General features: G+C 64.3%; 25 protein-coding genes and 1 pseudogene. 21 read left to right on the top strand and 5 right to left on the bottom strand.

The window, feature by feature from the left end:
• Positions 1-121 precede the first annotated feature (121 nt).
• The 12 genes and pseudogenes from A5766_RS00280 (at position 122) to A5766_RS00225 (ending at position 12,577) form a co-directional block, all read left to right on the top strand.
• Positions 122-682: a hypothetical protein gene (locus tag A5766_RS00280; protein WP_064903001.1), complete on the top strand. Its 561-nt coding sequence runs from the start codon at positions 122-124 to the stop codon at positions 680-682.
• 142 nt (positions 683-824) lie between these two features.
• A complete protein-coding gene (locus A5766_RS00275) occupies positions 825-1,724 on the top strand; it encodes an MT-A70 family methyltransferase (protein WP_064902994.1) in 900 nt (299 codons plus the stop codon).
• A 187-nt stretch (positions 1,725-1,911) separates the two neighbouring features.
• Positions 1,912-3,699 (top strand): McrB family protein, encoded by a 1,788-nt coding sequence (locus tag A5766_RS00270; RefSeq protein WP_197501252.1) that lies wholly within the window; start codon positions 1,912-1,914, stop codon positions 3,697-3,699.
• On the top strand, positions 3,699-5,063 hold the full coding sequence (locus A5766_RS00265; RefSeq protein ID WP_064902989.1) for a 5-methylcytosine restriction system specificity protein McrC: 1,365 nt from the start codon (positions 3,699-3,701) through the stop codon (positions 5,061-5,063). Before A5766_RS00270 ends, A5766_RS00265 begins: the two co-directional genes overlap by 1 nt.
• 231 nt (positions 5,064-5,294) lie before the next feature.
• The gene (locus A5766_RS00260) at positions 5,295-6,566 is read left to right on the top strand and encodes an APC family permease (RefSeq protein ID WP_007237546.1); all 1,272 of its coding nucleotides are present in this window, start codon (positions 5,295-5,297) and stop codon (positions 6,564-6,566) included.
• 19 nt (positions 6,567-6,585) lie between these two features.
• Positions 6,586-6,885, top strand: coding sequence for a PadR family transcriptional regulator (locus A5766_RS00255; protein ID WP_039993498.1), 300 nt, complete (start codon positions 6,586-6,588; stop codon positions 6,883-6,885).
• A 199-nt stretch (positions 6,886-7,084) separates the two neighbouring features.
• Positions 7,085-8,713, top strand: a complete 1,629-nt coding sequence (gene istA / locus A5766_RS00250; RefSeq protein WP_064902986.1) for an IS21 family transposase — start codon at positions 7,085-7,087, stop codon at positions 8,711-8,713.
• A 45-nt stretch (positions 8,714-8,758) separates the two neighbouring features.
• Positions 8,759-9,559: an IS21-like element helper ATPase IstB gene (istB, locus tag A5766_RS00245; protein WP_064902984.1), complete on the top strand. Its 801-nt coding sequence runs from the start codon at positions 8,759-8,761 to the stop codon at positions 9,557-9,559.
• A 206-nt stretch (positions 9,560-9,765) separates the two neighbouring features.
• On the top strand, positions 9,766-10,293 hold the full coding sequence (locus tag A5766_RS00240) for a TetR/AcrR family transcriptional regulator (protein WP_231894494.1): 528 nt from the start codon (positions 9,766-9,768) through the stop codon (positions 10,291-10,293).
• Positions 10,294-10,363: 70 nt separating this feature from the next.
• The gene (locus tag A5766_RS00235; RefSeq protein WP_331710674.1) at positions 10,364-11,158 is read left to right on the top strand and encodes an SDR family oxidoreductase; all 795 of its coding nucleotides are present in this window, start codon (positions 10,364-10,366) and stop codon (positions 11,156-11,158) included.
• A gap of 35 nt (positions 11,159-11,193) precedes the next feature.
• Positions 11,194-11,568, top strand: coding sequence for a nuclear transport factor 2 family protein (locus A5766_RS00230; protein ID WP_064902978.1), 375 nt, complete (start codon positions 11,194-11,196; stop codon positions 11,566-11,568).
• Between the two features lie 6 nt (positions 11,569-11,574).
• Positions 11,575-12,577, top strand: a pseudogene (locus tag A5766_RS00225) (IS481 family transposase).
• 42 nt (positions 12,578-12,619) lie between these two features.
• On the opposite strand, the gene A5766_RS00220 reads toward A5766_RS00225, so the two are convergent.
• Positions 12,620-13,651, bottom strand: coding sequence for a hypothetical protein (locus tag A5766_RS00220; protein WP_064902976.1), 1,032 nt, complete (start codon positions 13,649-13,651; stop codon positions 12,620-12,622).
• A 171-nt stretch (positions 13,652-13,822) separates the two neighbouring features.
• Between A5766_RS00220 and A5766_RS00215 the strand changes: the two genes are divergently transcribed.
• A complete protein-coding gene (locus A5766_RS00215; RefSeq protein ID WP_064902974.1) occupies positions 13,823-14,989 on the top strand; it encodes a hypothetical protein in 1,167 nt (388 codons plus the stop codon).
• 271 nt (positions 14,990-15,260) lie between these two features.
• Here A5766_RS00215 and A5766_RS00210 read toward each other — a convergent pair whose 3' ends face one another.
• The gene (locus A5766_RS00210; protein WP_138985162.1) at positions 15,261-15,890 is read right to left on the bottom strand and encodes a DUF998 domain-containing protein; all 630 of its coding nucleotides are present in this window, start codon (positions 15,888-15,890) and stop codon (positions 15,261-15,263) included.
• A gap of 61 nt (positions 15,891-15,951) precedes the next feature.
• Between A5766_RS00210 and A5766_RS00205 the strand changes: the two genes are divergently transcribed.
• Positions 15,952-16,581: a TetR/AcrR family transcriptional regulator gene (locus A5766_RS00205; protein WP_051997857.1), complete on the top strand. Its 630-nt coding sequence runs from the start codon at positions 15,952-15,954 to the stop codon at positions 16,579-16,581.
• 7 nt (positions 16,582-16,588) lie between these two features.
• Entirely contained in the window at positions 16,589-16,873 is a 285-nt protein-coding gene (locus A5766_RS24570) for a hypothetical protein (protein ID WP_064902972.1), read from the top strand.
• Positions 16,874-17,053: 180 nt separating this feature from the next.
• Here A5766_RS24570 and A5766_RS00195 read toward each other — a convergent pair whose 3' ends face one another.
• The gene (locus A5766_RS00195; RefSeq protein WP_064902970.1) at positions 17,054-17,638 is read right to left on the bottom strand and encodes a hypothetical protein; all 585 of its coding nucleotides are present in this window, start codon (positions 17,636-17,638) and stop codon (positions 17,054-17,056) included.
• A gap of 172 nt (positions 17,639-17,810) precedes the next feature.
• Here A5766_RS00195 and A5766_RS00190 point away from each other — a divergent pair, with 172 nt between their 5' ends.
• Genes A5766_RS00190 through A5766_RS00180 form a run of 3 tightly spaced genes read left to right on the top strand, consistent with a single transcriptional unit; the run spans position 17,811 to position 20,126 of the window.
• The gene (locus tag A5766_RS00190; RefSeq protein WP_156527319.1) at positions 17,811-18,173 is read left to right on the top strand and encodes a hypothetical protein; all 363 of its coding nucleotides are present in this window, start codon (positions 17,811-17,813) and stop codon (positions 18,171-18,173) included.
• Between the two features lie 19 nt (positions 18,174-18,192).
• A complete protein-coding gene (locus tag A5766_RS00185; RefSeq protein WP_064902966.1) occupies positions 18,193-19,101 on the top strand; it encodes a hypothetical protein in 909 nt (302 codons plus the stop codon).
• Positions 19,101-20,126 (top strand): ImmA/IrrE family metallo-endopeptidase, encoded by a 1,026-nt coding sequence (locus A5766_RS00180; protein ID WP_064902963.1) that lies wholly within the window; start codon positions 19,101-19,103, stop codon positions 20,124-20,126. Before A5766_RS00185 ends, A5766_RS00180 begins: the two co-directional genes overlap by 1 nt.
• Before the next feature lie 269 nt (positions 20,127-20,395).
• On the opposite strand, the gene A5766_RS00175 is transcribed toward A5766_RS00180, so the two are convergent.
• Complete coding sequence (locus A5766_RS00175) at positions 20,396-21,175, bottom strand: sensor domain-containing protein (protein ID WP_064902961.1); 780 nt, start codon at positions 21,173-21,175, stop codon at positions 20,396-20,398.
• A 111-nt stretch (positions 21,176-21,286) separates the two neighbouring features.
• On the opposite strand from A5766_RS00175, the gene A5766_RS00170 reads away from it, so the two are divergent.
• Both A5766_RS00170 and A5766_RS00165 read left to right on the top strand, forming a co-directional pair.
• Positions 21,287-23,158, top strand: coding sequence for an McrB family protein (locus tag A5766_RS00170; protein ID WP_197501248.1), 1,872 nt, complete (start codon positions 21,287-21,289; stop codon positions 23,156-23,158).
• Positions 23,100-24,389 (top strand): 5-methylcytosine restriction system specificity protein McrC, encoded by a 1,290-nt coding sequence (locus A5766_RS00165; RefSeq protein ID WP_064902959.1) that lies wholly within the window; start codon positions 23,100-23,102, stop codon positions 24,387-24,389. The genes A5766_RS00170 and A5766_RS00165 overlap by 59 nt, the downstream gene beginning before the upstream one ends.
• 2 nt (positions 24,390-24,391) lie before the next feature.
• Here the strand turns inward: A5766_RS00165 and A5766_RS00160 are convergent, their stop codons facing one another.
• Positions 24,392-25,165 (bottom strand): hypothetical protein, encoded by a 774-nt coding sequence (locus A5766_RS00160; RefSeq protein WP_064902957.1) that lies wholly within the window; start codon positions 25,163-25,165, stop codon positions 24,392-24,394.
• 140 nt (positions 25,166-25,305) lie between these two features.
• Between A5766_RS00160 and A5766_RS00155 the strand changes: the two genes are divergently transcribed.
• Positions 25,306-26,211: a DUF3883 domain-containing protein gene (locus A5766_RS00155; RefSeq protein ID WP_064902955.1), complete on the top strand. Its 906-nt coding sequence runs from the start codon at positions 25,306-25,308 to the stop codon at positions 26,209-26,211.
• Positions 26,212-26,283: the final 72 nt, after the last annotated feature.

Here is a 26,283-nt window from a genome sequence, read left to right as displayed (position 1 = left end):
CCATGACGGCATCAGCCGGCGCCGTCGATCATTCACGCAACTGACCGCCCGCTCATCGCGAGCATCGACTACTCGCCCCACCTGGCGATATGCTGGCCGCCAAACCATACCCAGGGGCATCGTGTCGCAGACCATTCCCATCCCGGCCCTCGCGAGTGTTGTTCCGCACCTCGCGCGACTCGCCGCGCCGTTGCCACCCACCGTGCCCCTGGACCTGCCCCGGCTGCGGGTCACGACGCTCGGCCCCGCCAGCGGGGGCTCAACCCTGGCTGACGTGTGCCACGTGCTCGGTCGGGGTGCCAACATCGTCGACGCCCAGCACCTCGTGTGCCTGCCCGGATACGAGTACTGCACCTACGAGCCGCAGATCACCACACTGACAGCGATGGTGGAACAGGCCCAGCACGTGGGTCCCGGTGGAGGCCGTGGTCACGTGCTCGTCGTCTACCGCGGTGGCGGTATCGACTACAGCCGGTCACTGCGATCCATCGACGCCGACCGGAATGCGCTGCTACAGCTCGCGATTCAGCTGACCCGCCTCGGCGTCATCGTGGTCTTCGGTATGGGTCATGCCAGCGACTCGTGCCTGCCGCCGGGAGTCCTGCCGCTCGGCGTCATCGAGGAGATCACGCCCTCCTCCGCCTGCGAGCGCATCCTCCGCGATCTCGTCGCTGCGTCATAACACACCGACAGGGAACCAGCGGGCAGTCCGCTGCGTCCAACTCACCATGCCGCAAGAGGAGCTCGATCTCGGCCTGGACACCGACGACACGGATAAAGATCTAATAGTGACAAGTAGATCTTTATCCGATAGGATCTTTCCCATGACGCCGACGATCGACACACTGCCACCCGCCGCCGACATCGCACCCCTGCCCACGGTGGCCGGCGGCTTCCAGACCGTGCTGGCCGACCCGCCCTGGCGCTTTGCCAACCGCACCGGCAAGGTCGCACCCGAGCACCGCCGCCTGGACCGTTACGGGACCATGGACCTCGAGGAGATCAAGGCCCTGCCGGTGGACTCGGTGACCGCCGACAACGCGCACCTGTACCTGTGGGTGCCCAACGCCCTGCTGTTGGAGGGCATCGAGGTGCTCCAGGCCTGGGGCTTCCGCTACGTCTCCAACGTGATCTGGGCCAAGCGCCGCAAGGACGGCGGCCCCGACGGCCGCGGCGTCGGGTTCTACTTCCGCAACGTCACCGAACCCATCCTCTTCGGCGTGAAGGGCTCCATGCGCACTCTCGCCCCCGCGCGCAGCACCGTGAACATGATCGAGACCCGCAAGCGCGAGCACTCCCGCAAGCCCGACGAGCAGTACGACTTGATTGAATCCTGCTCGCCAGGGCCGTACCTGGAGATGTTCGCGCGGTATGCCCGGCCCGGCTGGAGCGCCTGGGGTAACGAGGCTGCCGAAGAAACAGCACCCAAGGGTCAGACTCACAAGGGCTACGCCGGCGGTGCGATCGAGGCCTTCCCGACGCTCGAGCCCAACGAGAGACTGAGCCCGTGGTTGAGCGAGCAGTTGGCCAAGGTGCTCGCCGACGAATACACCAACAACGAGGCATCTATCGACCAACTCGTCGAGCAGACCGGCTACTCAATCGCCCGGGTGCGTGGTCTCCTCAAGGCTGGCGGCGTCGAGCTGCGCAGCCAGGGCCGACCGAAGAAGGCTCCGATCAAGAAAGTGGCGGCCAAGAAGGTATCGACCAAGAAGACCGCCTGACCCGACCGGGAGAAGTGCCGCACTCTTTCACCGGGGTGCGGCAGGGTGTAAGTATGCAACCCACCGGCGCATGGACGACTCGCTTCCCCATCGACTTACACGAACATTTCGACTTGCGCGTCGGACTCAGACTCGCGGCACCGGCCAATCCCACCTGGGCTTGTCACGTGATGAAAGACTGTGTCGCGTGAGTCCTGTGCCGACAGTGGGAAAGATCTCGTTCACCAAATTCACCTCGCCCGAGGCAACGATGCAGAAGCTGGCCGGCGTCGTCCCCGGAGCCACGACGGCAGCCGAAGTCGAGCAACTGCTGGCCGACGACACGGTCATTGCGGGCTCGACACCAGCGCCGCTGTGGAACGACCTCGTCGACTACGACCCGCCCGTAGACAGCAGCACCAAACCGGGGTCGCAGGTCGTGATCGACAACGAGTTGCTGCGTGCGGCTCGCGATTCGGCCGATTATCAGTACCTCTTGTTCTGGGCGGCACTCAATCTCGCCGACAGGAGGCTGGACACGATCACCCAGGGATTCCTAACTGACGACGACGGTCGCCTTGATGTCGAGATGATCAACCGCCAGACTCTCGGCGAGGCGCTGCAGTCCTACGCCCCTAACGATTCGAGCTTCCCAAAGGACGGCAAGTCGACGACGAACATCTTGAGTCTGCTGGAGCGTTGCCGTCTCATCGAACCCGAGAAGCACGGCGGTTCGATCGTTGGGGTCAAGCATTTGCTTCCCACCCGCGCAGCCGCCCCAGCAGTGGTCACGCTCGTCACAGAGCGACTCGGTCACCAGGAGATCGTCGCAGCTCCGGGCCGTCAGGCAGAACTCGCGCTGGCGATCGGCGCGAACGCCTGGCTGGGGCTGTCCCCCGCAGAGTTCGTAGACGCGCTTCATCCGAACGAGGACGCGGCGTCGCCCTCGGCGCGCAGCGCACTGCCTGATGACCTCTACGAACTCGCCACGCAGCTTCGACGCAAGGGGCAGGTGGTCCTGCAGGGCCCACCCGGCGCGGGCAAGACCTTCGTCGCCCGGAAGTATGTGAAATGGGCTACCGCAGAACGGGTCGAGGCGAGCCGTCTGCAATCGATTCTCGATTCCTTGCCCGCCAATGAGCGGACCATCGAGGCGGTTGCCGACGAGGTCGTGCGTCGCGGACTGTCGGCGCTGTGGGACATCGTCCAGTTCCATCCGGGCTACGACTACACCGACTTCGTCCGGTCTCTCGTGGCAGAACCGGCCTCCGGAGGAGTCACCTTCACGCCCAGGCACAAGCTCTTCAGCTTCATGACCGCGGTCGGCAACCGGCTTGCCGACAAGGGTTACGACCTGGAATTGGTTCTCATCCTCGACGAGGTCAACCGCGGCAACATACCGAACATCTTCGGCGAACTGCTCTACGCACTGGAGTACCGGGGTGAGGCCGTAGCAACCCCGTACGCGGTCGATGGGAATGCGTCGATCTCGGTGCCGCCGAGCATGCACCTCATCGGAACGATGAACACCGCAGACCGCAGCATCGCGGTCATCGACTACGCACTTCGCCGCCGCTTCGTCTTCCTCAACGTCGCGGCCACGGACACCCCCATCCACAGCTACGACTTCGACTCCGAGGCCACTCGACTCGCCGCCCTGCGCCTATCCGAGATCACCGGACGCGCACTCGCCGACGCCCCCACGGGCCTGAAGGTCGGTCCGTCCTACTTCCTCGCCTCTTCCGACGGGGACGAGTCGTCCATTCAAGTGCTGGCCAGCCGCTTCATCTACGAGATATTGCCGCTGCTGGGCGAATACGAGATGGAGGGTGAGATCGACACGGCAGCTCTGAGTGCTCTGCGTACCGAGTTGGCGATCTCCGAAGATGCGACACAGCGTGAGCAGGCGAGCGAACTCGCGTCTCGACTGGCCGGTCTTCCCGCATCCACGGCGGTCGGGCAGCCTGCCATCGACGACCCGCCTCAACCGGTCTGATGGCCCACTCTCATCCGATCACTGTCACGGAACGTGGCTCGGTTCTGATCGACGGGGTGATCGCCGAGCAGGTTCCCAGCGAGTTCTGGCGTACCGCGGACTGCAAAGTCCGTCGCTCGCCCGGCGATGTCGACTGGACCCTGTCTGCCGGTGACAATGTGGGCGTCAGTCGCATCGTCGAAGGTGATCTCGACGTCACTCTCACCGTGGAACCGAAGCTGGCCGACGCGGACATGTTCTTCCTCGCCGACTACGCCTACGGCCAGCACCATGAGCCCCTCCGGATGCTCGATTTCGATCAGCCCACTCTGTCGGCCTTGCGCCAGGACCCCACCGCCTGTTTGCTCGTGTGGCACGTCAGCGCCATCAACAGGTTTGCTTCGCGATGGTTGCGCCGTGACTATCGCTCGACCGACCGCGTCTTCAACGGAAAGGTCAAGGGTCGGATACTGCTCGATCGATACGTCACACAGCACCTCGCATCAGGGCGAGCGAACGAGATTCCGTGCCGCACGATCGAGCAGACCCAGGACACTCCCAACAATCAGGTCCTCAAGGCGGGCCTGCGGCATGCTGCCGCGCTCAGTCACAGCCTGCCGGTGACAGCCGCGGGCAAGGCTGTGCGGCGACAGGTCGCCGCCGTCCTTCCCAAGTTCGCCAACGTGTCCGATGTCTCTGTCACACCCTCGCTGCTGCGGGCGACATCGACCCGAGGTCCCCAACGTCACTACGCGATGGTCCTTCGCGCCACACGCAGCCTGCTCGCCGGCCAATTCACCGGCATGCACGCTGGTGCAACTGCCACGGAGTCGTTCATGTGGGACATGCCGACCCTTTTCCAGGAGTCGGTGCGCGGGATCGTTTCGATGATCGATGAGATCGACATGGACGAGAGCCGGCGTCCGAACGCCTCCGTGCACGACGAAACCGGGCTCAAGATCAAAGCCTCGAAGGTTGATCCGGACCTCGTGATCGTTCTTTCTGGCACCGGAGTGCTGCTCCTGGACACCAAGTACAAGAACGTCCTGACCGGACAGCCAGCGGTCACATCCGAAACCGACTCGGTGGTCGTCGTGGACAAGAAGCTACGGATCGCCATCTCCCGCGCGGATGTGTATCAAGCTGTCGCCTACCGGCACCACTCACGCTGGTCGGACAGCGCGATCGCCTCAGGGCTGCTGTTTCCCGTGAGCCTTTCGGCGGGAGTTCCGCTGCCGGCCCCGATGGAGATTCGGGGCTTCGGCGAATCTGTTCCGCTGATGTTCATCGACATCGGTCCGTACGCCCGGGACAACCTCGGGCAATTCCGCAGATCTCTGCTCGAGTTGGCAAACATCCACGGATGGCTATGTCCGCCAATCTGAGCGTCACTTGTTCACGAATCTGAGCGTCACGCCCAATTTGGACAGGGGTAGTGTTCACGAATTTGAGCGTCACTCGGTGCGGGGCTGGGGATGTCACGCTTGTCGGTTATGCCGAGGGCTTCGGTGAATCTGTGGTGAACGCCCAGGCAATTCATCTCCTGCAGTCGATATCGGATTCAGATATCGACTACCGTTCTCACGGATGCACGGCGGTCGAGCGGAGGCGGAGTGATGGCTACTGGGGCAGTGAACGACGGGTTGGCGCGTCGACTCGGTGTGTTTGATGCGGTGGTGATCGGTCTCGGGTCGATGATCGGCGCGGGGATCTTCGCCGCTCTCGGCCCCGCGGCGGCCGCCGCAGGATCTGGCCTCCTGATCGGCCTGCTGGTCGCGGCGGTGGTGGCGTACTGCAACGCGGTCGCCTCAGCGCGATTGGCGGCGCGATACCCCCAGTCCGGCGGAACCTACGTCTACGGGCGTGAGCGCCTCGGACCGTTCTGGGGCTACCTGGCCGGATGGAGCTTCGTAGTCGGCAAGACGGCCTCGTGTGCGGCGATGGCGCTGACCGTCGGCGCGTACGCGTGGCCGGAGCACGCCCGCGCGGTCGCGGTGGCCGCCGTCGTCGCGTTGACCGTGGTGAACTGCCGCGGGGTGCAGAAATCGGCGATCCTAACGAGGGGGATCGTCGCTGTGGTGCTCGCTGTACTCACTGCGGTGGTGATCTCCGCGATCGGGGTCGGCGCCCTCGACGCTGGCAAGTTGGCGATCGGTTCAGATGCGACCGTGTACGGGGTGCTGCAGGCTGCGGGGTTGTTGTTCTTCGCCTTCGCCGGGTATGCGCGAATCGCGACGCTCGGCGAAGAGGTCCGCGATCCGCAGCGCACGATCCCGCTGGCGATCCCGACGGCGCTGGGCCTGGCGTTGCTGGTCTACGCGGCGGTCGCTACGACGGCGCTCGCGGTTCTCGGTCCGGCCGCGATGGCCACATCGATCGCGCCCCTCACCGATGTCGCCCGGGCGACCGGAGTGCCCGGGCTGGTGGTAGCTGTTGCGATCGGAGGTGCTGTTGCGGCGCTCGGGTCGCTGCTGTCGCTGATCCTCGGCGTCTCGCGCACCACCCTCGCGATGGCCCGCGACGGACACCTGCCCGCTCCGCTGGCGGCGGTGCATCCGCGGTTCCAGGTGCCGCACCACGCCGAGATCGCCGTCGGAGTCGTCGTCGCTGCGCTGGTGCTCGCGGTCGACGTGCGCGGGGCGATCGGCTTCTCCTCGTTCGGCGTCCTGCTCTACTACGCCATCGCCAACGCATCAGCGTGGACGCTCAGCCCCGACGAGGGCCGGCCCGCGCGACTGATACCGATCGTCGGCGCCGGCGGATGCGTGCTCCTCGCGTTCACCCTGCCCTGGCAGTCCGTCGCGGCCGGAGCGGTGGTGGCAGGGCTCGGTGCCGTTGTCTACGTGATCCGTCAGCAGCTCACGGGCAGGCGAGACGAGGTTCGGTAGGGTGCCCGACATGGACCTGGTGCGCGACCTTATGCGAGGCGCCGTGCCGGTCCACGTCCTGCATCACGCCGCCGAAGACGGCGGTGTCTACGGCGCGTGGATGGCCGAGGAACTTGCGCACCACGGCTACCGCATCTCACCCGGAACCCTCTATCCGCTTCTGCAACGCCTCGAAGAAGGCGGACTGCTCAGCTCAGCGGAGCATGTCGTCGACGGGCGGGTGCGACGCGTCTACACAGCCACTACGGCCGGCGTCGAGGAACTCGCTCGCCTTCGCGCCGTCATCATTGAACTGTCCGAGGAAATTCGGGACCGCTGAACCCTGCACCTGGATACCCATCCGCTTCGAGTGTGCTTCTGCGATTGGGAGATTGGGCCTAAGGTTGCGGTGCGTCCACGAGCAACTTGGCGTGACGCTCGGCAAAGATGGTGTCCGCGATTTTGAGCGTCACTGCCTAGGTGGTGGGATGATGCTGGTGTCCTGGGGTTGAAAAACGTGAGCAGCTGGGAGCCTGCTGATGCCTGGATCCGGATCGTCGATGTCGGAGGTGGAGCTGTTCGCGGCGATCCGCCGTGACCTACGCGACGGAGTCTCGCGTCGGATGATCCAGACGAAGTACCAGGTCAGCTGGCACACCGTCGACGAAGCCGCCGGGTCGGCGTGGCCGACCGAGCGTAAGCGGTATCCGCGCCGACAGTCGAAAGTTGACCAGTACGCCACGGCGATCGACGCGATCCTGCTCGCCGATCTCGACGCGCCCCGTAAGCAGCGGCATACCGTCCGCCGGATCCACACCCGCCTGATGGACGAGCACGGCATGACGGATGTCTCCTACGCGCGGGTGCGCGCCTACGTCGCCGAGCGCAAGCCACAGATCGCCGTCGAAGCCGGACGGGCACCAGCGGCGGTGTTCATTCCGCAGGTGCACCGCCCCGGCGAGGAAGCGGAGGTCGACTTCGGCGAGATCAGCATCAAGCTCCGCGGAGAGCTGGTGATCTGCTACCTGTTCTCGCTGCGCCTGTCGTATTCAGGGAAGGCGGTCCACCGGGTCTCCATCTCCGCCGGCCAGGAGGCGTTCTTCGAGGGCCACGCTCACGCCTTCAACGTGCTCGGCGGGGTCCCGACGAGGCATATCCGCTACGACAACCTCAAAGCCGCGGTCGCGGCGGTGATCGGGTTCTCCCGGGCCCGCACCGAGTCGCAGCGGTGGACTGGCGTGCGGTCGCACTTTGGGGTCGAGCCGTTTTACTGCCAGCCCGGCGTGACCGGCGCTCACGAGAAGGGCAGTGTGGAGGGCGACATCGGCTGGTTCCGCCGCAACCACCTCGTCCCCGTTCCGGAGGTCGACTCGATCGACGAGCTCAACCAGTTGATCGACGCCTATGACCAGGCCGACGATGCCCGGCGGATCGGGGACCGGATACAGACGGTCGGGCAGATGTTCGCCACCGAACAGCCACTGCTCGCCGCGCTGCCGGACAGCGAGTGTGAGACCGGGACCTGGTTCACCTCACGGGTAGATCGCTACGCCCAGGTCACCGTCCGCACCAACCGCTACTCCGTCCCCGTCCGGCTCATCGGCCGCCAGGTGCGGGTCCTCTTGCACGCCTCGCACCTGGAGGTCTTCGACGGCCGCACCAACATCATGGCCCGTCACGAGCGGCTGCTGGCCAAGGGCGGCACCCGCCTCGAGCTCGACCACTACCTCGAAGGACTGCTCCGCAAACCCGGCGCCCTACCGGGTGCGACGGCGTTGGAGCAGGCCCGCGCCGCCGGGAAATTCACCCCGATCCACGACGCCTGGTGGGCCGCCGCCCGCAAAGCCCACGGGGACCAGACCGGCACCCGAGCCCTCATCGAGGTACTCCTTCTGCACCGGCACATGCGGCACGAACAGGTCGTCGCCGGCCTCGCCGCAGCGCTCTCCGCAGGGGCGCTCACCGCCGACGCCGTTGCCCTGGAGGCCCGCAAAGCAGACACCGACCCCAACACCGCCGAGGCGGCCGTTGATCTCGACACCCCCGCAGAGCAGCAGGGTGTCATCTCGCTGACCGCGCACCGCCTCGCCTCGCTGCCTCCGGATACTCGTCCGCTTCCTTCCGTCGCCGCCTACGACCAGCTCCTGCGCCACCGGCCTGCCGAATAGGTCGCCACCCCGACCGAGACCTCACATCACCTGGGAGATTCCGCTGTGACTACTGCCCGCCGTTCCGGACTGACCGAACAAGCCGCTGACGCCGCCATCGACTCCGCCTGCCGCATGCTGCGGCTGCCGACGATCCGCTCACACTTCACCGACGTCGCCGACGACGCAGCACGGGATCAGATGTCCTATCGCGCGTTTCTCGCTGAGTTACTGATCTCCGAGTGCGATGACCGGGCCCGACGACGCTCCGAACGACGGATCAAGGCCGCGGGCTTCCCGCGGGAGAAGTCGCTGCGGATGTTCGACTTCGACGCCAACCCGAACATCGACCCAGCGACCATCCACACCCTCGCCAAATGCGACTGGGTCCGCAAAGGCCTACCGCTGTGCCTGATCGGCGACTCCGGCACCGGCAAGAGCCATCTACTCATCGCCCTGGGCACCGAGGCCGCGATGGCCGGCTATCGCGTCCGCTACACCCTCGCCACCAAACTCGTCAACGAGCTGGTCGAAGCCGCCGACGACAAGCAACTCACCAAGACCATCAACCGCTACGGCCGCGTCAACCTGCTGTTGATCGACGAACTCGGGTACATGGAACTCGACCGCCGCGGTGCCGAGCTACTCTTCCAGGTCCTCACCGAACGCGAGGAAAACAGCGTCGCGATCGCCTCCAACGACAGCTTCGGCGCCTGGACCAAAACATTCACCGATCCCCGCCTCTGCGCCGCGATCGTCGACCGGCTGACCTTCGGCGGGAACATCATCGAAACCGGCACCGACTCCTACCGCCTCGCCCACACCCGCAACCGACTCACCGACGGAACCGCAGCGCCTGCCGAGTGACGCTCAAATTCGTGAACATTCCGAGCCCGATCCCGCCCTCAGTGACGCTCAAATTCGTGAACAAGTGACGCTGACATTCGCGCACCTAGCTGTTGCTGGCCATGACGTTGCTGACACGATTTTTGACCTGTGGGACTATTAATGGGTAGTCTCGCGGTATGGGACGCCCGAGGAGCTTCGACGACGACATGGTGTTGTCGCGTGCAATGGAGGAGTTCTGGACCCATGGGTACGCCGGCACGTCGCCAGCCAGGCTGGCCGAGGCTACGGGGATCGCGAAGGGAAGCCTGTACAACGCCTTCTCCAACAAGCGCGCGCTCTTCGACCAATGCCTGGACCTCTATCACCGACAGGTGATCGAGACGGCCGAGTATTGGATGGCGCAGCCTGGTACCGCGCGCGAGTGTATTTCGGCTGCTTTGAAGGCTGTGGTCGATGGAGATCTTGCACAGCCGCAGCGTCGCGGGTGCCTGATCGGTAACACCGCGGTCGAGCTCGCGGGCGAGGATGCAGAGATGTCCCAGAAGCTGCGACGAATGCAGGACGAGTCCACGGGCTGGTTTGCCGGGCGCATTCGGCGGGGCCAGGTCGATGGGGATGTGCCTCGCGACCGCGATGCTCAGGCGCTGGCCGAGCATGTGGCGAACACGCTCGCAGGTCTACGCGTGCTGGCGATGACTCACGAGGCCCCGGCGCTGCATCGGATCATCGACACTGCGCTGGCGGTGCTCTAGAGCTTCGCCCCGGAAGATCGAGCCGGGCTTCTTCATGTCCATATTTTAGACCAGTAGTTCAAGAAAGGTTATGAGGATGGAACTCTCGCTCAATGGCAAGACGGCTCTCGTGACGGGAGCAAGTCGGGGAATCGGGCTCGCTACGGTTCGGGCCCTCGCAGCTGAAGGTGTGCGCGTGGTCGGTGCAGCGCGCACGATCACGCCCGAACTCGAAGCGGTAGCTTCGCTTTGCATTGCGGCGGACCTCTCGAAGCCGGAGGGTGCCCGACGGGTTGTCGATGAAGTGCTCGTGGAAATGGATAGCCTGGACATCCTGGTAAACAACGTGGGTGCCGGCGATGCCGACCAGCTGAAGCTCGGCGGGTTTCTAGACGCCGACGACACGCAGTGGCGAAATCTGCTCGATCTGAACCTGTTCAGCGCGGTATGGGCATCTCGTGCGGCGCTTCCGTCGCTGATCGAGCGGCGTGGCGCGATCGTCAACGTGTCGTCGATCAACGCTCGGGTCCCGGCGACCGGCCCGGTCGGCTACAGCGAGGCGAAGGCCGCTCTCACAGCTTTCGGGAAGCGGCTGGCGGAGGAGTTCGGCCCGCAGGGCGTGCGCGTGAACACCGTCTCGCCCGGCCCGGTCGGCACCGGCCTCTGGCGAGACCCGGACGGATTCGGCGGGAAGGTCGCCGAGACGTTCGGAGCAACGCATGCCGACTTCCTCGCCGCGCTTCCGGCGACCTTTGGCGTCACTGGTGGCCGACTGGTGGAACCGGACGAAGTCGCAGCTCTCATCACCCTGCTCACCTCGCCCGCGACCGCGAGCATCCTCGGCGCTGACCTCGTCATCGACGGCGGCACCGTCAAGACCATCTAAAAGCCCTTCACTCACCGATCCACTGAGGAGAACCCATGAACACCAACGCCCCCATCGACTTCCAGCAGCACTACTTGTCGACCTGGACCGAGCCCAATCCCGACCAGCGACGCCACATCATCGAGCAGCTGTGGGCTCCCGAGGGCAAGCTCGTGATCTCATCCCTCGGAATCACCCTCCGCGGGACGGCAGAGATTGCGGCGCACATCGCACGCGTTCACGAAGACATGATCATGTCCAAGGGACTCACGTTCAGCTACGACCAGCAGCTCCCCGCCGATGACGCGCTTCTGCTGCGTTGGTCGATGACAGCCCCCTCTGGCGACGTCGTCGGCCGCGGCGTCGACGTCGTGTTCCGCAACGCCGACGGCCAAGTGACAACCGTATACATGTTCATGGGCGTGAACTGAGCGGCCATGAAGGTGCATGCGAACGCGCCCCTCACCGTCGAAGGGAGAAATCGGCTGATCCAGCGATCTCGCACCCGCCCGATCGCACACGTGGCCGCCGAGATGGGGATCTCCCGCGCGACAGCGTCCAAGTGGGTGAACCGCTACAAGCAACATGGCAAGCTCGGGCTGATCGATCATTCCTCCGCTCCAGCGCGCCAGCCCAGCGCCACCAGGCCGACTGGTGAAGCAGATCGAGGCAATGCGCCGCCAACACAAATGGTCTGCCTCCCGGATCGCGTTCGAGCTTCACCAAGACGGCACCCCAGTAAGTCGCCGAACGATCACCCGGCTACTCGCACAGCTCGGCTTGAACCGGCGGAAGTTCATCGACCCGAACGGCGACACGAACCGCGAACCGAGGAAGATCATCGCCAAACGCCCCGGCCACATGGTGCACATCGATGTCAAGAAGACCGGTCGCATCCCCGACGGCGGCGGCTGGCGCGTGCACGGGAAGAACAGCCCAGAAGCCAGGGCCGTCGCGAGGACAAAAACACGCGGCGCAAAGACCGGCTACGTCTACCTGCACTCTGCGATCGACGGGTATTCGAGACTTGCCTACACAGAGGCACTGCCTGACGAGAAGGCGGTGACCGCCGTCGCATTCCTCGATCGCGCGCGAGCATGGTTCGCAACCCACGGCATCACACGACTCGAACGGATCGTGACAGACAACGGCTCCTGCTACCGCGCCGCCGCGTTCGCCGATGCGATGCGCGCGAGCCGGCACCAACGGATCACCCCGTACACGCCGCGGCACAACGGGAAAATCGAGCGCTACAACCGGATCCTCGCCGAGGAGTTTCTCTACGCCCGAACTTGGCGCTCAGAGCAAGAGAGGGCTACTGCGCTCGAGGTCTGGAACCTCCATTACAACTACCACCGGCCCCACAGTGCGCACGGCGGACAGCCGCCAGCCTCCGCGACACCTTCACAAGTCAACAACGTCATGGCCTCCTACACCTAGCCACACGGAACACCAGCACTGACAGCTGGGTAGAGCTGCCCGCTACGCATGCACCTGAACGGGCTCGCTGTTGTCGACCCGAGTCCACCTGACGCTGTTCTCGTCATCGAAGGTCACCGTCACAGACAGCTCGGCCTGCGGGTCCGAGGCATAGACGATGACAGTGCCTCCTTGCGCGGCGAGTGCGGTCTCGAATCCGTCGGCCATGAAGTCATTGAACTGACCCTGCAAGCGCTGCTTCGCCATGGGAGAAATTGCGCTACCGCCCATCCCACCGAACCCCCTGAGTGCGGGGCCGAAAGCTCCTGTCCCGAAAGCGCCCCCGAAGACCTCGCCGATCAAATTCCCGGCCACGCTGCCGAGGTCGATGCGGGACTTCGCCGGCACAACCTCGACCGCGTCGCCCGATACCGTCGCGCGGACGTCGACCTCAATGCCGGTGATGGGCGCACCGCTGTTGTTCGCCAGCGACACGCGCCACATACCTTCTCCGAAAATGGCCACGGGGAGAACCGATGTCACGACCTTTCGCGCTTGGGCGCTGGTGCCCGACCGCACGGTCACACGACCCAGATCGAGCTTGGTCAGGTCGTACTCGATCGCCTTGCGCACCTCGTGCTGCAGGTCGTCCGGGCTGCCGTACTCTCCCAGGAGACCGGCAGATCGCATCTGCGCCTTGAAGTCATTAAGGCGCTCAAGCTCTTCGGGCGCAATGTCACGCGGAAGGGGTTCGGTTGAGAACCAGACGTGGACCGGCTTGTTCGACGCGTGGGCGCGCTGGATCTCTTCGGCTGTTCCCGACACCGCGGCCTCGGTCGCAGTCCCCAACCGCGCGTCGAAGACCGCGAGGACGACGTCACATGAATCGACGGCCTGACTGTTGATGATGCTCTGCGCGCTCCCGCCGAGTTCGGGAACAGCGTTGTTCTCCCAGCGCCAGGGGGCGAGCATGATCTGCTCGCGCTCGGCGCGAGAGCTGTTCCAGCCGTGGAGCGCACGCTCGATCGCGTCGCGCTCGGGCGCGGTGTCGCCGGGGGAGGCGATAAGGACCTTGAGGACGTGGGCGTCGAACATGAGGCCTCCGGTGTGTAGGCGATGGTGGCCTGGACAATAGCCGCGGGCACCGACAACCAACTGTCGACTCGGAGCCGGTGAAACATCGTCCGCAAGCCGGTCGGTGAACTGTCCCGCAGACGACTGCACCTCGCGTACTCCCCTGCGCCGGCTCGCAAGCATGATTGATACATGTCTCGTAGCTCCAAGGGCCGAAAGGCAAAACCGAAGCCGTCAACCGACGCGGACAACCCCCTGCCGCTGGCACCGGAGCTGTTCCCTGAGCTCAACGCCACTTTCTACACCGCCGACCCCGCCGAGTTCCTGCGGCTGCGAATCGAGGCCCTCTCGCTCATGGCGCTACCGACCGAGCAGATCGCTCCGCTGCTGGCGACGCCTCGCAGGATCGGCTCGTTGGGTATGGACCCGACCGGACCGCCTGCAAATGACGTGCGTGAGCGCTACATCGCCACCGAGGCGGTCATGATCTTCCACCACGCGGCCGAGATGCTCCTCCGCCTGTTCTACGCACACGCCGAGAAGCCGGACTGCCCCTGGCTGGGGATGTCGGCCTCGACCAACTTCGCCGAGTTCAAGGAGAAGGTCGCTAAGAGCCGGGAGAACGGTTTCGACGAGTCCGACATCGCCTTGGTGTTCCTGGGCGGGACGGACCCGCGTGACGCGGCGCTCCGAGCGACGGACGAGGAGTTCAGCGCCACAGTCGACGCGATCAAACTGCTTCTGGGCTACAGCGCCTCGCGCTTCCTGAGCGAATCGTTCCTCTACAATGCGGCCAAACACGGCCTGACGACCGTCCGGGTAGACACGGGTGCGATGACGCTCAAGACCGGCGACGACGAGATTCGCCTGCACGACGGTGGGTTGCTCGCTTACCTGCATGGACCCGCGGAGCCGGGTGCACCAAAGAACGGTCCCAAGCACCACATCAGCATGACCGGATCACTACCGGACCAGGACCTCTCCACCGCCACGATGATCTACCACGCGATCGCCGACCTCTGGCAAGTGGCGAGGCGACGCTATACCGGTCCATCAGGACAGGTCGTGCTCTTCACACGAGCCGACGTGCAGAGCTGCATAACAGGGCCGGTCCGTGCCTCCGGCAGTGTCGTCCGCACGACGGTCTTGGAGCTGACGAAGAAGCGGCTCGACGGCACTCTCACCGGTATCGACATCACGATGCACGCCAACTTCATGCCCGACGTCGAGGTCAACCCTAGCGATCGACCGCCGATCCGAGCAGTGCCACTTCCCGCGCGCCAGCGGGATAAGCGGATCATCAACCCATCGAACAGGTGGCTCCTGCCATTCTCGCCAAAGGACTCGTCGCGTGTGTGAGGACCGAGCGCTGGTCTTGACCACCTCATCGCCGCGCCCAGCCGCCCGTCCGTAAGCCGGTCGTTCAGCGGGACACCCAACACGACGCCGCGCGCCACCCGCTGGGCCAGGTCTGTGACTTCGTCCGCTCATTGGCGGGGATCTTCCGACGCTCGATGGCGGCCCCGTCGTTGTGGCTCCGGAGCGATGACTGCGGGACGGCGTCCCGCAAGACGATCGCCAACACGTAGCGGGAACGGTGAGCCCCCTTCTGTTTTGGACCGACGATCTGTCAGCAGGCGCTGGTTGAAGCCTTATCGCGAACTCCGCGGCTTGTCATGAGAGCTACACCGGCAAGGGCCGTCCAGAGGCTAAGCGTGTCAAAGGAGATCCGTTCGGCGCCGCCGAGCCCCAACCAAGGCACCTCGGCCCCCTCCAGCGCCGCGAGGAACGCTGCGAACCCGACTATTGACACCACCAAGGCCACAATTGTGAGCTGGCGGAAGCGCCCCGGCCCAGCAGCTGCGGCGAGCATGCCCATTGCCAGCCACTGTGCGACCGCTTGGCCGAGTGCGGCACTATCGTGCGCCCCGGGATATATGTCCCACGGCGCCAGGCCGACGATCGAGACCAAGAGCCCGGTCAGCGCCATCAAGATCATCCCAGCTCGACCTGAGCGGCTGTCCCACCAGCCGTACATCAAGATCGCGCCGATCATGATCAGCACACCGGATGCGGCCATGCCGGCGTTGAACAGTGGATGCCATGGAGAGCAAACGTCGCGCACCTGCTGGCCCTGTTCGGAGAATTGCCCACAACCGACGACCCCGAGGTCGCTGATGGCGTTGTGCGTCACCGAGTACCCCTGGGGCCACCGCAGCGCGACCAGCAGCTGCACAGGGAATATCACAGCGCTGGCCATCCAAGCCACGGCTCCGGCGCGGTATCGATTCACTACGTCCCCTCATGTACCATACGAACGTATGGATACCGTAGCAATGACCGGAAGTGGCCGCAACTCCGTCCGGGAGCTGGTGATGGACGCTGTCGTGCAAGTGCTGGTCCGTGACGGTCTTGACGGTCTGTCAGTGCGGCGAGTGGCTGCTGAGGCAGGTGTCTCTATTGGTGCCGTTCAGTATCATTTCGCCACCAAGGATGCTCTGTTGGTCGCCGCCGCCAATCACGTAACCGCCCAGTTCAAGTCGCGTGCTGAAGAGTTGACCCATCGGGTGCTGGCCGAGGAGGGGGCAGCTGCTGCATTCCTCGCCTTCTGTCAACTCCTGGCCAACGCGATTGAGGCTCCCGATGGAGAGGCCGGGGACACTAACGCCACGATCGTCTGGTTGTGGTTCGCAGCGAAGGCTACGCAGTGTGGCGCCGTCGCCGATGCCTTTGCTGCCGGATGGTCACTGACAGAGAACTACCTGCGCGGCCTCATCGCCGACCTCTTCCCACAGCTCGACGCGGCCGAGGAAGCCGGGCATCTGCTCGCCGTCCTCGACGGTCTCGCAGTCGCTCGAGCCTCCGAGCCCGACCGGATGCCGCCGCACCGCGCCGCCACCATCGTCCGTCGCCACTTCGCCCACCTGAGCGGCGGAGATCCGGCCAGTTGACCGAGAGGTGGCGTGCATCCCACATGGGGAACCCCACCTCGGCCTGCCGCATCACACGGCAAACGAGCTCGACCCCGAAACGACCACGCATCTTGTCGACGAACGCGATCATCTCTACGAGGGGCGGCCGAGCTCGGTCGCGAAAAACATGCTCACTGACCGGAGGATCTCGTTCGCCTTCTCCAACTCGACGATCTGCTTCTTCAATCGCATACTCGACATCAACAAGCAGACGCGCCTCATCCCCGAGGCCGTCGACGCCGCCCAAGAAGCACTCCTCATCGGACGATAATCGACGCGGGAACCACGACACTTATCGCCGCAAGTCACAACCTGTGTCGGCCTCCGTCCGCAAGGCCCGTCCGGTCGCGTGTCGCGCTCAGGGAGCTACGAACGGACACTGCGTTTCAGCGATTCGATCGCTACAGAAGTGTGATGGGCGTCCGGGCCTCTCGACCCGGACGCCACGTATTCACTTGCCGTACTTCAGCACCTGCTGCAAGCGGGACCAGGCGACGCGCTCCATCTTCTCGCCAAGTGTGCCCGGCTTCGACTCCCACGCCCCGCCGCCGAGGAGCGACCGGCGACCGGTCGTCAGGTGCGACAACTCGGAGATGAAGGTCTCCCAACCCAGTGCAGTCGTGGGAAGATCGTCGTCTTCGGCTGTGCCGAGTACCCACGGTGGGTCCATCGCGACCGCCACCCACAATTCGCAGTCGGTCTCCGCCGTTAGACGAATCGCCGGGGATTCGATCGCAGCCCGGAACCACCGGTCGACGTCGTCGTCGGTCTCCGCCGCAGCGATCCGCTCCCGTTGGTTCCGTCGCCAGCTCAGCTGGTTGCGTAGTCGACCGTGGAGGCCAGCGGCACCTCGGCCTGAGCCGTGGTATCGCACGAACCCTTCCGTATCGACCCAGGCGTACACGCCGGGCTCGCTCGGTATCTCGCTGGGATCGTCGACCTTCCGCCAGTCCAACGCGGTGAGGTCTTGGACGGCCTCGAAGCGAATGGCGGGCACAGCCGCCGTGCCGTAGAGCTTCTTGAATTCGTGGAACATGTCTGACTCCTACCTCTACTCGACAGCGACTGAGGCTCATCCTCAGTCCTGCGAGAGCCGGCGGGATCAAGCTAATGGTCAGGTACGACATCAAATCAGGCATGAGTTCGCTCGTACGGCACACCGCTAGCGCGGCCAGCTTCTTGTCGGCACCGACTTGTATCATCCCTGCATGCCGGGAACAGAAGCCAAGTTCGCTGACCTGTACCAGGTCACCAAAGCAGCTGTCTTGCACCCGAGTCGGCTTGGCAAGGCAACTCGACCACTCGCCTGCATGGCCGAACGCCGCGACGATACGGTGTGGACCGGCCTGCCCCGAGTGACGTCCGGGACGAGGGACAGCGACGCTCGCGACAGTGCGCCCATGCCGGAACTCGGCCTTGAGAAGCACGGCTGGTGGACAGCTCGATACGTGCACCCGGTCTTCAAGGAGAGGACTGGCATTCCGGGGGTGTGCGACTACCTTGGGAAATTGCCCAAGGATCAGCTTCCCGACGTCAAAGAGGTCTTCAGGAATCGTCTTCACGACTGCTGACCTGTACTCTGGCGATTCTTTGCTCGAATCCACCAAGGAGGATCTTGTGGCTGGCGACCGCCCGGCTGGCGTGCCCGAGTCTGCGCATAAGGTGTGGGACGACGGCGTGAACGCCGACTCACTGAGGCCCGGCGACCTATGGATTCTCTCCTGGGATAACGAGGTTCTGGGCATCGCGCTCATCGCTGCCGCCCGAGATGACTTCACCCTGGCATGGCCAGTGACGCTGCCCGGGGAGGCGTCATTCGCCCCTGGCCTCGTCATCGAGAACTCCCCGCTGGGCATTCCGGTCACGTTGTGGCCGTCCCGCGAGACCGGAATCGGCCTCCATCTCCTCGATCGGAACCTCGGCCGGCTCCTTGATGGCGATGTGATCCGCCCTCTTGCATTCGCCCTGGAGGATGGCGAGGAACCGGCGTTCCCTGCGGCACCAGGATCCGCTTGGGACGAGGACAATCGCGATGCCGACCGAGCCCTGGTCGAGCACTGGTCTGAGCTCTGCTTCCACATGGCCGGAGGCGAGGATGAGATGCGCCTGGACTCTGAGAGAGTCCTGGCCGCAGGGGGCTCGTCGAAATCCACGATGGAGCTGCTAGGCATGTCCCCGCAGCAACTGCGTCCGATCTGGGATGGTGTTGAGGCGATCGATCACGAGCAGCTTGCGGCTCTCGCCGAGCACCTGGGCGTCGTCGAGACGACACTACTCCAACCGGATCCGCTGGCTGGAGTAGTGACCCGTCTCGCGGCGCCACGGTTCAAGCCAGCCATCAAAGAAAGAATGGAGGCGACCGGGTGGAGCGAAGCCGAGGTGCGCGGCGCTGCTCGCTCTGAGTACACGCTCGCGGCACGCGATGACGCCGATACCGCCGATGCGATCGACCGCAAGCTGCGCGACGCGATCGCACGGACGGGCCGGGCACCGGCCTGATGCCGCCGATGATCGATTGGGAGGCGTGCGGGTCGGTCGCCTACGCAGAAGAAGTGGCCAGGGCGCTCGTTCAGACTTGCTCCGAGTTCGACTTCGATACGCTCCGTACGGACCCGCTGGGAACGCTTGCCGAATCCGATCAGCTCGACCTTGTATTCGAGGACGAGTTGCCTGCGGACCAGTGCGGAGGCGGCTACTACCGTCCGCAGCCGCCGACGATCCATCTGCACGTCGCGATGGGCCGGCGAAACAACTTCACGGTGCTCCACGAGTTGGGCCACCACCTTCAGCAGCAGCACCTGGACTGGGCGTGCGTGCTGATGGACCTGCCTTCGCAGCAGCGGCGTGCTGTCGAGGAAGCGGTGTCGAACCAGGTCGCCGTCCAGGTGCTGATGCCACTGACCGACGATGATCACCATGAGGTCGCCCTGCACCCCGCGGATTTCATGGCTGGGTATTACGGTCGCGTCAACGCCAGCCGTTCTGCAACGCTGCAGCGCGCCAAAGACATGCTGCGAAGTAGATCATCGCGATGGCTGCTCGCGGTGGCCGACATCGACGGCGTAGTGATCACCTCGGACACGACCTACGACGACTTGCCCCCGCCGAAGGGGCTCCGCCAGGAAGGCTTTCGCCGACTGGCGTCCGAGGCATGGGAGCGACCGGCGCGCGGCGCATTCACGGAAGGTATCGAGTACCAGACCGGCAGCCTCCTCGACTGCATGTACATCGAAGCCGCAATGGACTTCTCCGGTCAGTACGTCTTCATCGCGTTGCGACCAACCACCGTCAGCGGGTTGGGCAAGATCGTGTATCCGGACCATGAGTGCGTAGACGAGTCCTGCGGTGAAGCCTTCCAGCCGTCGCGGTCCGAGGGCCGGTGCGACGCATGCGCCAGCTTCCGCTGCCCAGCGTGCCACAAGTGCTCCTGCGCAACGACCTTGAGACGAACGACCATATGTGGCGATTGCTGTATGGAGTACTCGCAAGCTGAGATGCAGTCCGGCCACCACGAGTGCTTCTGATTGGATTCGGAAGCCCGGTCTGCGTCTGCCTTGGCTCACTGTTTTCATGGGTGTCCGACAGGCACCCCGCACTTCGAGCGGGGGTACCAGCATCCTCGATCAAATGTTCGACCCATACGGGTACACCCTGACCGAGTGGTTGAGAAGTCGGACTCTCCGTCAAAACAGGGTTCGTAATCGCTTCGATTCACACAATCCAGTTGAACTCGCCCGAGTCAACACGCTTGGGCGTGCCAAGGCGATCTGACCGGAATGCCGGTGGAGGTTCGTCAGCGATGCGCCTTAGCCACCGACCGCTCCGCGAGCGTCTTGGTGTCAATTTGGCCCCCGAGATCCAGACTGCGAGTGGAGTTGCTCACCGAGATCACCACGTTGCCCTGTCGGATAGTGACGGTGTAGTCGTAGCCAAGTGGCGGGACGCTGCCATCTGGTGCCTGACTGCTCTGCTGAAGCCCGACGGCTTGATCGCCGAGGTCGACCGGAAACTGCGTCTGATTCATCTGGAATGCGCCGTTGACTGTCCACGTGGTGCAGTCGGCCACTCGGGCTTGATACGCGTCGAACGTCCGCTCGGCCGCCGCAGCGTCGCTGTAGACCAGAGCACGACTGATTACCTGCTCACTTGTGGCGGGCCTGCGCCATGCCGCTGCCGCTCGACTCGTCTGCTCGGGTGCGGAGTTGAGGACTGAGTACTGGTTGATGCACTCACGAGAGGTCGACTCCACGTCCGGCAGGTTCTCCGGCTCGGTGTCGTCGTCGTCCGCCCATTGACCGTTGATCAGTTCGCTCTCGGTCAGGAGCAGATCCTTGGCCGCGATCGGAGAGGGCGCGGCAGTGGGCGAAGGCGACCGCGTGACAGACTTTGCGCTCGACGGGGTACTTGACGAGGCCGCGGCGTACGGATAAGCCTGGTGTGCAGCCCTACTCGACTCGGAAGAGTTGGCGACAGGCTCGGTCGTGGTTGAGCACCCGGCGATCGCCAACGCCACCTGTGCGCCGATGAACAACAACGCGCTCGACGACCATTGGCGTTGTCTGAATCTGGTCATGCGGTAGAACTTATACCGCGTCGTGTTGGTGTGACACAGTTGCTGCGAGCTATCTCGGTATCGTCCTTCACTGGGGATCGGTAGGCACAGAGCGCAGAGGATGAGGCGAGGATGGCGAGGTTCGGCGGCCACAGTCGAGAACTGATCGACTCCACAATCGAGCAGTGGAAGGTTACCTGCCTCCTAGACGACAGGTCGTTACTCTTCCCCGACGCTTGCCGTCCGTGGGCTCTCGGTGTCGTCGAGGAACTCAACGACCGGTTCAACGGCAAGCCGCTCGAGGGAGACGCGGGGGGTGGGCGTTTCACTTCGAAGTGGATCAAGCAGATGGACGGAGCCGACAAGCAAACCCGCCTACTCGGCACGGAGGTCATTCTCATCCACCTGTTGTTCGCGAGCTCTGTGTCAGAGCGCACCAAGCTCACCGTGCTGGAAAACTCACTCGAGAGCTCGGGGATCGAGCTACCCGCCGCTGGCGATCCGATATGGGCCATGGGTCAGCGGATCGGTCATCCGGGCATTGGATTCAACACGCGCCGCGACCTGCAGGTGGGCTACCTCATCGATTTCGTGCTGCGCTTCAAGCGGGAAACGCCTCAGCGTCGAGCGGAGTTGCTGGACAATCCATGGGAACTGCGCGATTTCGCAGACTCCACTGATTTTCCGATCCGGGAGATGCGGCACATCCTCCTGCACCTACTGCGCCCCGACGAGTTCGAGCGGATCTCGAGCGGGACCCACAAGCGCGAGATCGCGAGTGCCTTCGCGAGCCTCCTGCCCGACGACGCCCCGATCGACGTTGACGAGCGGCTCCTGGCGATACGCGGACAGATCGAGGGTTTCCTCGGCACCGACGAGGTCGACTTCTACACCGGCGATCTCCGTCAGATATGGAGCGCCACAGCTGGCGTGGATAGCGAGGGTGTGGGCGACCTCGAGGCGCTGAAGTGGAAGAAGCAGATCGTGCTCTATGGTCCGCCTGGCACGAGTAAGACCTGGCAGGCCGAGCGCCTAGCGGAGACAGTGATCCGCCGCGCGGCGCTCGACGCCTGGGGGCCGAAACAGTACTTCGAGAACCTTGCCGCGGTGGGTAAGGCGGTTAGCGACAACGTCTCCTGGCTGCAACTGCACCCCGGGTACGGCTACGAACAGTTCATCCGGGGGCTGCGCCTAGAGGGCGACGTCACCCGCTACCGCCCGGGCTTTCTACCCAATCTCGTCGACCGGCTCGCGGAGCAGGATCACGGCGAAGGCCTGCCACCGCTCCCCGGGGTTCTTGTACTCGATGAGATCAACCGGACGAACCTATCGGAGATGCTCGGTGAGGCGTTCTCTCTGCTGGAGGCAGGACAGCGCGGTAAGGAGCGCAAGCTCCCCGGCTTCGACCACGACCAGGACCCCGATGTCCTGGTGATCCCGGAGAATCTCTACGTCATCGGCACGATGAACGAGATCGACCAGTCGGTCGAGACCCTCGACTTCGCGCTGCGCCGTCGATTCCTGTGGCGCGAGTGCCCCTTCGAGGCGGACACCCTCCTTGCGATCATCGCCGATCGGTGGCTGGTGGAACTCCCGGCACGCTTCACGCACGACGACGCCGCGTCCCAGCTCGAGGCGCTTGCGAAGAGTGCTCAGGCGCTCAATGACGAGATCGCGGCCTCGTCCGAGCTCGGGCGGCAGTTCCAGATTGGACACACCTACTTCGCAGACGTCGTGTTCTTCATCGGCAGATGGCTCGAGGGGCGTCGCAACAGGCCCCCGAACGGCACTTACCTTTGGACGGCGAAAGGCAGACCGGCAGACCGCAACCGCCACTCACCGACCTGTGGGCAAGGTCCCTCAAGCCGCTTATCGAGCAGTACCTGGCCGGCTCCGACATTCGCGACGCCGAACTCGACCACCTCGAGAAGGTGTTCCTGTCCTTATGGACCGACTGACCTTCGCAGATCTGGCCAGCCCAGACCGCGACCCCACGCCCGATGAGACGCGGCGGCTCACCGACATCGCACGGGAAGAAGTCGCCCCAGGCGGGCTCACCACGCGGTTGGGACGATCCGTGGCAGCCGATGATCCCGGGCCGATCGTGTCCTGCGATTCGACCGGTACGTGGCGGGCTGGTCGCTATGTCGGCGAAATGTACTGGGACGGACTGGCGATCGAGATCAGGCCCCGACTGGGAATCGAGACTATCAAGCACTGGGCGGGGGCCGCCCTCAACGTGAGGATCACGCCGCACAGTGGCGATCACGTGGGTAGCTCAGCCCTTATCGCGGAGTTCCTTGCCGCCATCTGGAGAGCTGAGCTCGTCAACGCCGCGCGTCACGGGCTGCCGGGTCTGCGTGCGCCCCGCACCCACGTCTCCGAGGTGGCGAGAGGAAGACTCGATGTCGCACACACGCTGCGTCTGCGCGCGTCCGGTCGTCCCCAAGTTGCCTCGGTCAACCGCCCCAAGAACATCGCTAACCCGATCGCCAGAACCATCGTCGTCGCTGATCGGACCCTGGACGGCTTGATGCGCCGCAGCGACTGGCGGGGAGATCGGGTCGAGGAGATCATGCCAAGGCTGCGCGCGGCGGTCGGTTTCCGACCAAAGTTGCCCGCCAGACGGGAACTCTCACAAGTCCGGTACACCCCGATCGCCATGCCGTACAAGCGTGTCGCCGAGCTATCCCACCAGATCGCCAAGCACCAGGGGCTCCGGTCACGAGCGACCGGCAACTCTGCCGACGGCCTGCTCATCGACGTCGCAGAGCTGTGGGAGTTGTTCTTGCTGCATTGCGCAAGAAGAGCTTTCGGCGCCGCCAACGTCACGCACGGTACAGCCCTGGATGCGGGACATCCTCTACTACGTAGCCAGCATTACCCCCACTCCGGTCTCGGCCGCCTCTACCCGGACATCGTCGTGGGACCAGTCGAGCGCCCGGTAGCGATCATCGATGCCAAGTACAAGCCGCTGGCTGATCCACGGGGAGTCGATCGCGAGGACCTCTACCAACTCAACGCGTACCTCACCGCGCACAGCACTGGCACCCCACCATTGGGAGCCCTCGCCTATGTGCGGTTCCCCGAGCAGACCACCGACGCCTACGCCGAAACACGAGGCCCGTGGCGCACCGAGCTCGGACATCAGGTCGTGTTCACGCGGATGCCGATCACTGAGGCTGAGTGTGTCGAAGCGCTGCGCGCTCTCGTGGCGGACAAGGCGCGGTTATGACATCAATCCACCGTGGCCTTCGGTGCGCCGTGGCTGGGGTTGGTCAGCGGCAGGCTCGCCAGATGCTTCTGCAGCCGTTTCGACATCGGCATGAAAGTCGCGAAAGTCAGTCCACCCGAGACTGCCGCCCCCACTAGCGGCACGATCTTCGCCGCACCCTTTGCGAATATCTGCGTTGTCATGCGGACTCCCATGAGTGTCGCGACCTTCTTTACCGCCGGATAGACCGTGCCTTTGGTCAGCGCTTGCCTCGGAAGTTGTTTGGCGACCTGTTTGGCGATGAGTGCAGATACCTGTGATACCCCAGCCTGGGCGGCGTTCACACCGAACATGACGCCGATGAACAGGGTCAGCATGCTCTCTGTCGCCGCGTCCAGACCGTCGCCTTCCTCTGCGAAGAGCTCCGGCCAGCTGTAGATGTAGGCCAGCTTCTGGACGACGCGGAGCACATGGCCGTAGTACTGCGCGATGTCGGCCGGCACGGTGCCGAATGCCGCGAAACCGCCTGGTACACCGGCAGCAGCAGAAATGGCCGTCACCCTGCCGGTCTCGTTCTTGATCACGCTGTTGGCGATTCGATTCACGACATCGATCGGCACACCAGCCTCAGCGGGACTCGTGGCCACTGCCTGGTCGATCTGTTCGTCAGAGCAGAACCGCTTGAGCTCACTTCGCAGGTACTTGGTCCTGTTGATCCGTACCCCAGGCATCTGCGCCGATGCGCGCAGGACCTGCTCGAACTTTGTGGCCGGCTCCACCTGTTTTTCGCTGGTCATGAGAGAAACCTATAGCAACTATCCGACCGGATCGTATCGCTCGATGAGTCTCATCTTCGCTACCAGCAAGGAGAGGTCTCGATTGCCCACAGAACGGTCGTCAGTACGCGTCGTCGTCTGTGTCTGCGAGACTGTGCGTCATGGACCAAGAGCGACAGAGTAGCGGAGGCAAGAGACGTGCGTTCCTGCTGACCTGGAACCCCGACAACTACCCGTGGTCGGACTATGGGCAGTGTGTGCTGGCCACTGAGAGCGACGGCACGGCCGATAAAAACTGGTCGACCGGCCGCCGAACCTCTGGCATCTACCCCGGCGACCTGGTGTTCATGCTGCGCCAGGGCAATCATGGTCGCGGCATCGTCGGCAGCGGTGAAGCAGTTGATTTCACCGGCGACGCCGGCTCCATCGGGGAGATCATCCACACCGACGCGCACTGGGATGGGAGCGGCAACCCGGCCAACTATGTCGGCGTCATTTGGGATCGACTCGTCGAGATCGAAGATCTCCTGCCCACAGATGATTTGAAAGCGACTTTCCCAGCACAGAACTGGGCGCCCATGGCGAGTGGAACGCAAATCCGCTCCGACATCGTCGACGACCTCGAAACACTCTGGACCGAACACGTCAGCGCGAATCAGGCATCGAGCCCTGGCCAGGGATTCCTCGCCAACGCGGCGCGGCGAAAGGCCATCGAGGACGCGGCACAGAACTGGTTGATGCAGCACTACCGTGACGACGGCTGGACGGTTCGCGACACCAGGTACTCCGGCCCTTACGACGCCATCGCCACCAGAGACGGCCAGACGCTCTACCTCGAGGCGAAGGGCACGCAAGGCGGTGGCGAATCTGTGTTCCTGACGCGCGGCGAAATCGAGCACGCGCGTCGGCACGCCGGCGAGTGCATGATCGGCATCTGGTCGGGTATGCGATTCACCGACGACGGCGGGATCGACCAAGACGAGGGAGAGACGCTGATCATGCCGTTCGAGCCTGACACCGGCACCCTCACGGCGCTGCAGTACCGCTGGGAGTTCGGGGCCGAGTAAAAGGGCGGGACGACCCTCGTGCTCCGCAAGGAACCGAAGCAAGTCCTCGCACCGCCGGATCTAAACCCACGA

It is taken from the genome of Gordonia sp. 852002-51296_SCH5728562-b (genome assembly GCF_001665475.1).
GTDB lineage: Bacteria > Actinomycetota > Actinomycetes > Mycobacteriales > Mycobacteriaceae > Gordonia > Gordonia sputi.
This window is presented reverse-complemented; position numbering and strand designations above follow the sequence as displayed.

What these genes read in the sequence shown, in the direction of transcription:
- A5766_RS00235 (WP_331710674.1), top strand. Translation starts at nt 10,364, where the DNA reads ATGAGGATGGAACTCTCGCTCAATGGCAAGACGGCTCTCGTGACGGGA.
- A5766_RS00165 (WP_064902959.1), top strand. Translation starts at nt 23,100, where the DNA reads ATGGACCGACTGACCTTCGCAGATCTGGCCAGCCCAGACCGCGACCCC.
- A5766_RS00175 (WP_064902961.1), bottom strand. Translation starts at nt 21,175, where the DNA reads ATGACCAGATTCAGACAACGCCAATGGTCGTCGAGCGCGTTGTTGTTC.
- A5766_RS00155 (WP_064902955.1), top strand. Translation starts at nt 25,306, where the DNA reads ATGGACCAAGAGCGACAGAGTAGCGGAGGCAAGAGACGTGCGTTCCTG.
- A5766_RS00195 (WP_064902970.1), bottom strand. Translation starts at nt 17,638, where the DNA reads ATGTTCCACGAATTCAAGAAGCTCTACGGCACGGCGGCTGTGCCCGCC.
- A5766_RS00180 (WP_064902963.1), top strand. Translation starts at nt 19,101, where the DNA reads ATGCCGCCGATGATCGATTGGGAGGCGTGCGGGTCGGTCGCCTACGCA.
- A5766_RS00210 (WP_138985162.1), bottom strand. Translation starts at nt 15,890, where the DNA reads ATGGCCAGCGCTGTGATATTCCCTGTGCAGCTGCTGGTCGCGCTGCGG.
- A5766_RS00230 (WP_064902978.1), top strand. Translation starts at nt 11,194, where the DNA reads ATGAACACCAACGCCCCCATCGACTTCCAGCAGCACTACTTGTCGACC.
- A5766_RS00240 (WP_231894494.1), top strand. Translation starts at nt 9,766, where the DNA reads ATGGAGGAGTTCTGGACCCATGGGTACGCCGGCACGTCGCCAGCCAGG.
- A5766_RS00160 (WP_064902957.1), bottom strand. Translation starts at nt 25,165, where the DNA reads ATGACCAGCGAAAAACAGGTGGAGCCGGCCACAAAGTTCGAGCAGGTC.
- istA (WP_064902986.1), top strand. Translation starts at nt 7,085, where the DNA reads ATGCCTGGATCCGGATCGTCGATGTCGGAGGTGGAGCTGTTCGCGGCG.
- A5766_RS00170 (WP_197501248.1), top strand. Translation starts at nt 21,287, where the DNA reads ATGGCGAGGTTCGGCGGCCACAGTCGAGAACTGATCGACTCCACAATC.
- A5766_RS00220 (WP_064902976.1), bottom strand. Translation starts at nt 13,651, where the DNA reads ATGTTCGACGCCCACGTCCTCAAGGTCCTTATCGCCTCCCCCGGCGAC.
- A5766_RS00205 (WP_051997857.1), top strand. Translation starts at nt 15,952, where the DNA reads ATGGATACCGTAGCAATGACCGGAAGTGGCCGCAACTCCGTCCGGGAG.
- A5766_RS00275 (WP_064902994.1), top strand. Translation starts at nt 825, where the DNA reads ATGACGCCGACGATCGACACACTGCCACCCGCCGCCGACATCGCACCC.
- A5766_RS00190 (WP_156527319.1), top strand. Translation starts at nt 17,811, where the DNA reads ATGCCGGGAACAGAAGCCAAGTTCGCTGACCTGTACCAGGTCACCAAA.
- A5766_RS00260 (WP_007237546.1), top strand. Translation starts at nt 5,295, where the DNA reads ATGGCTACTGGGGCAGTGAACGACGGGTTGGCGCGTCGACTCGGTGTG.
- A5766_RS00265 (WP_064902989.1), top strand. Translation starts at nt 3,699, where the DNA reads ATGGCCCACTCTCATCCGATCACTGTCACGGAACGTGGCTCGGTTCTG.
- A5766_RS00215 (WP_064902974.1), top strand. Translation starts at nt 13,823, where the DNA reads ATGTCTCGTAGCTCCAAGGGCCGAAAGGCAAAACCGAAGCCGTCAACC.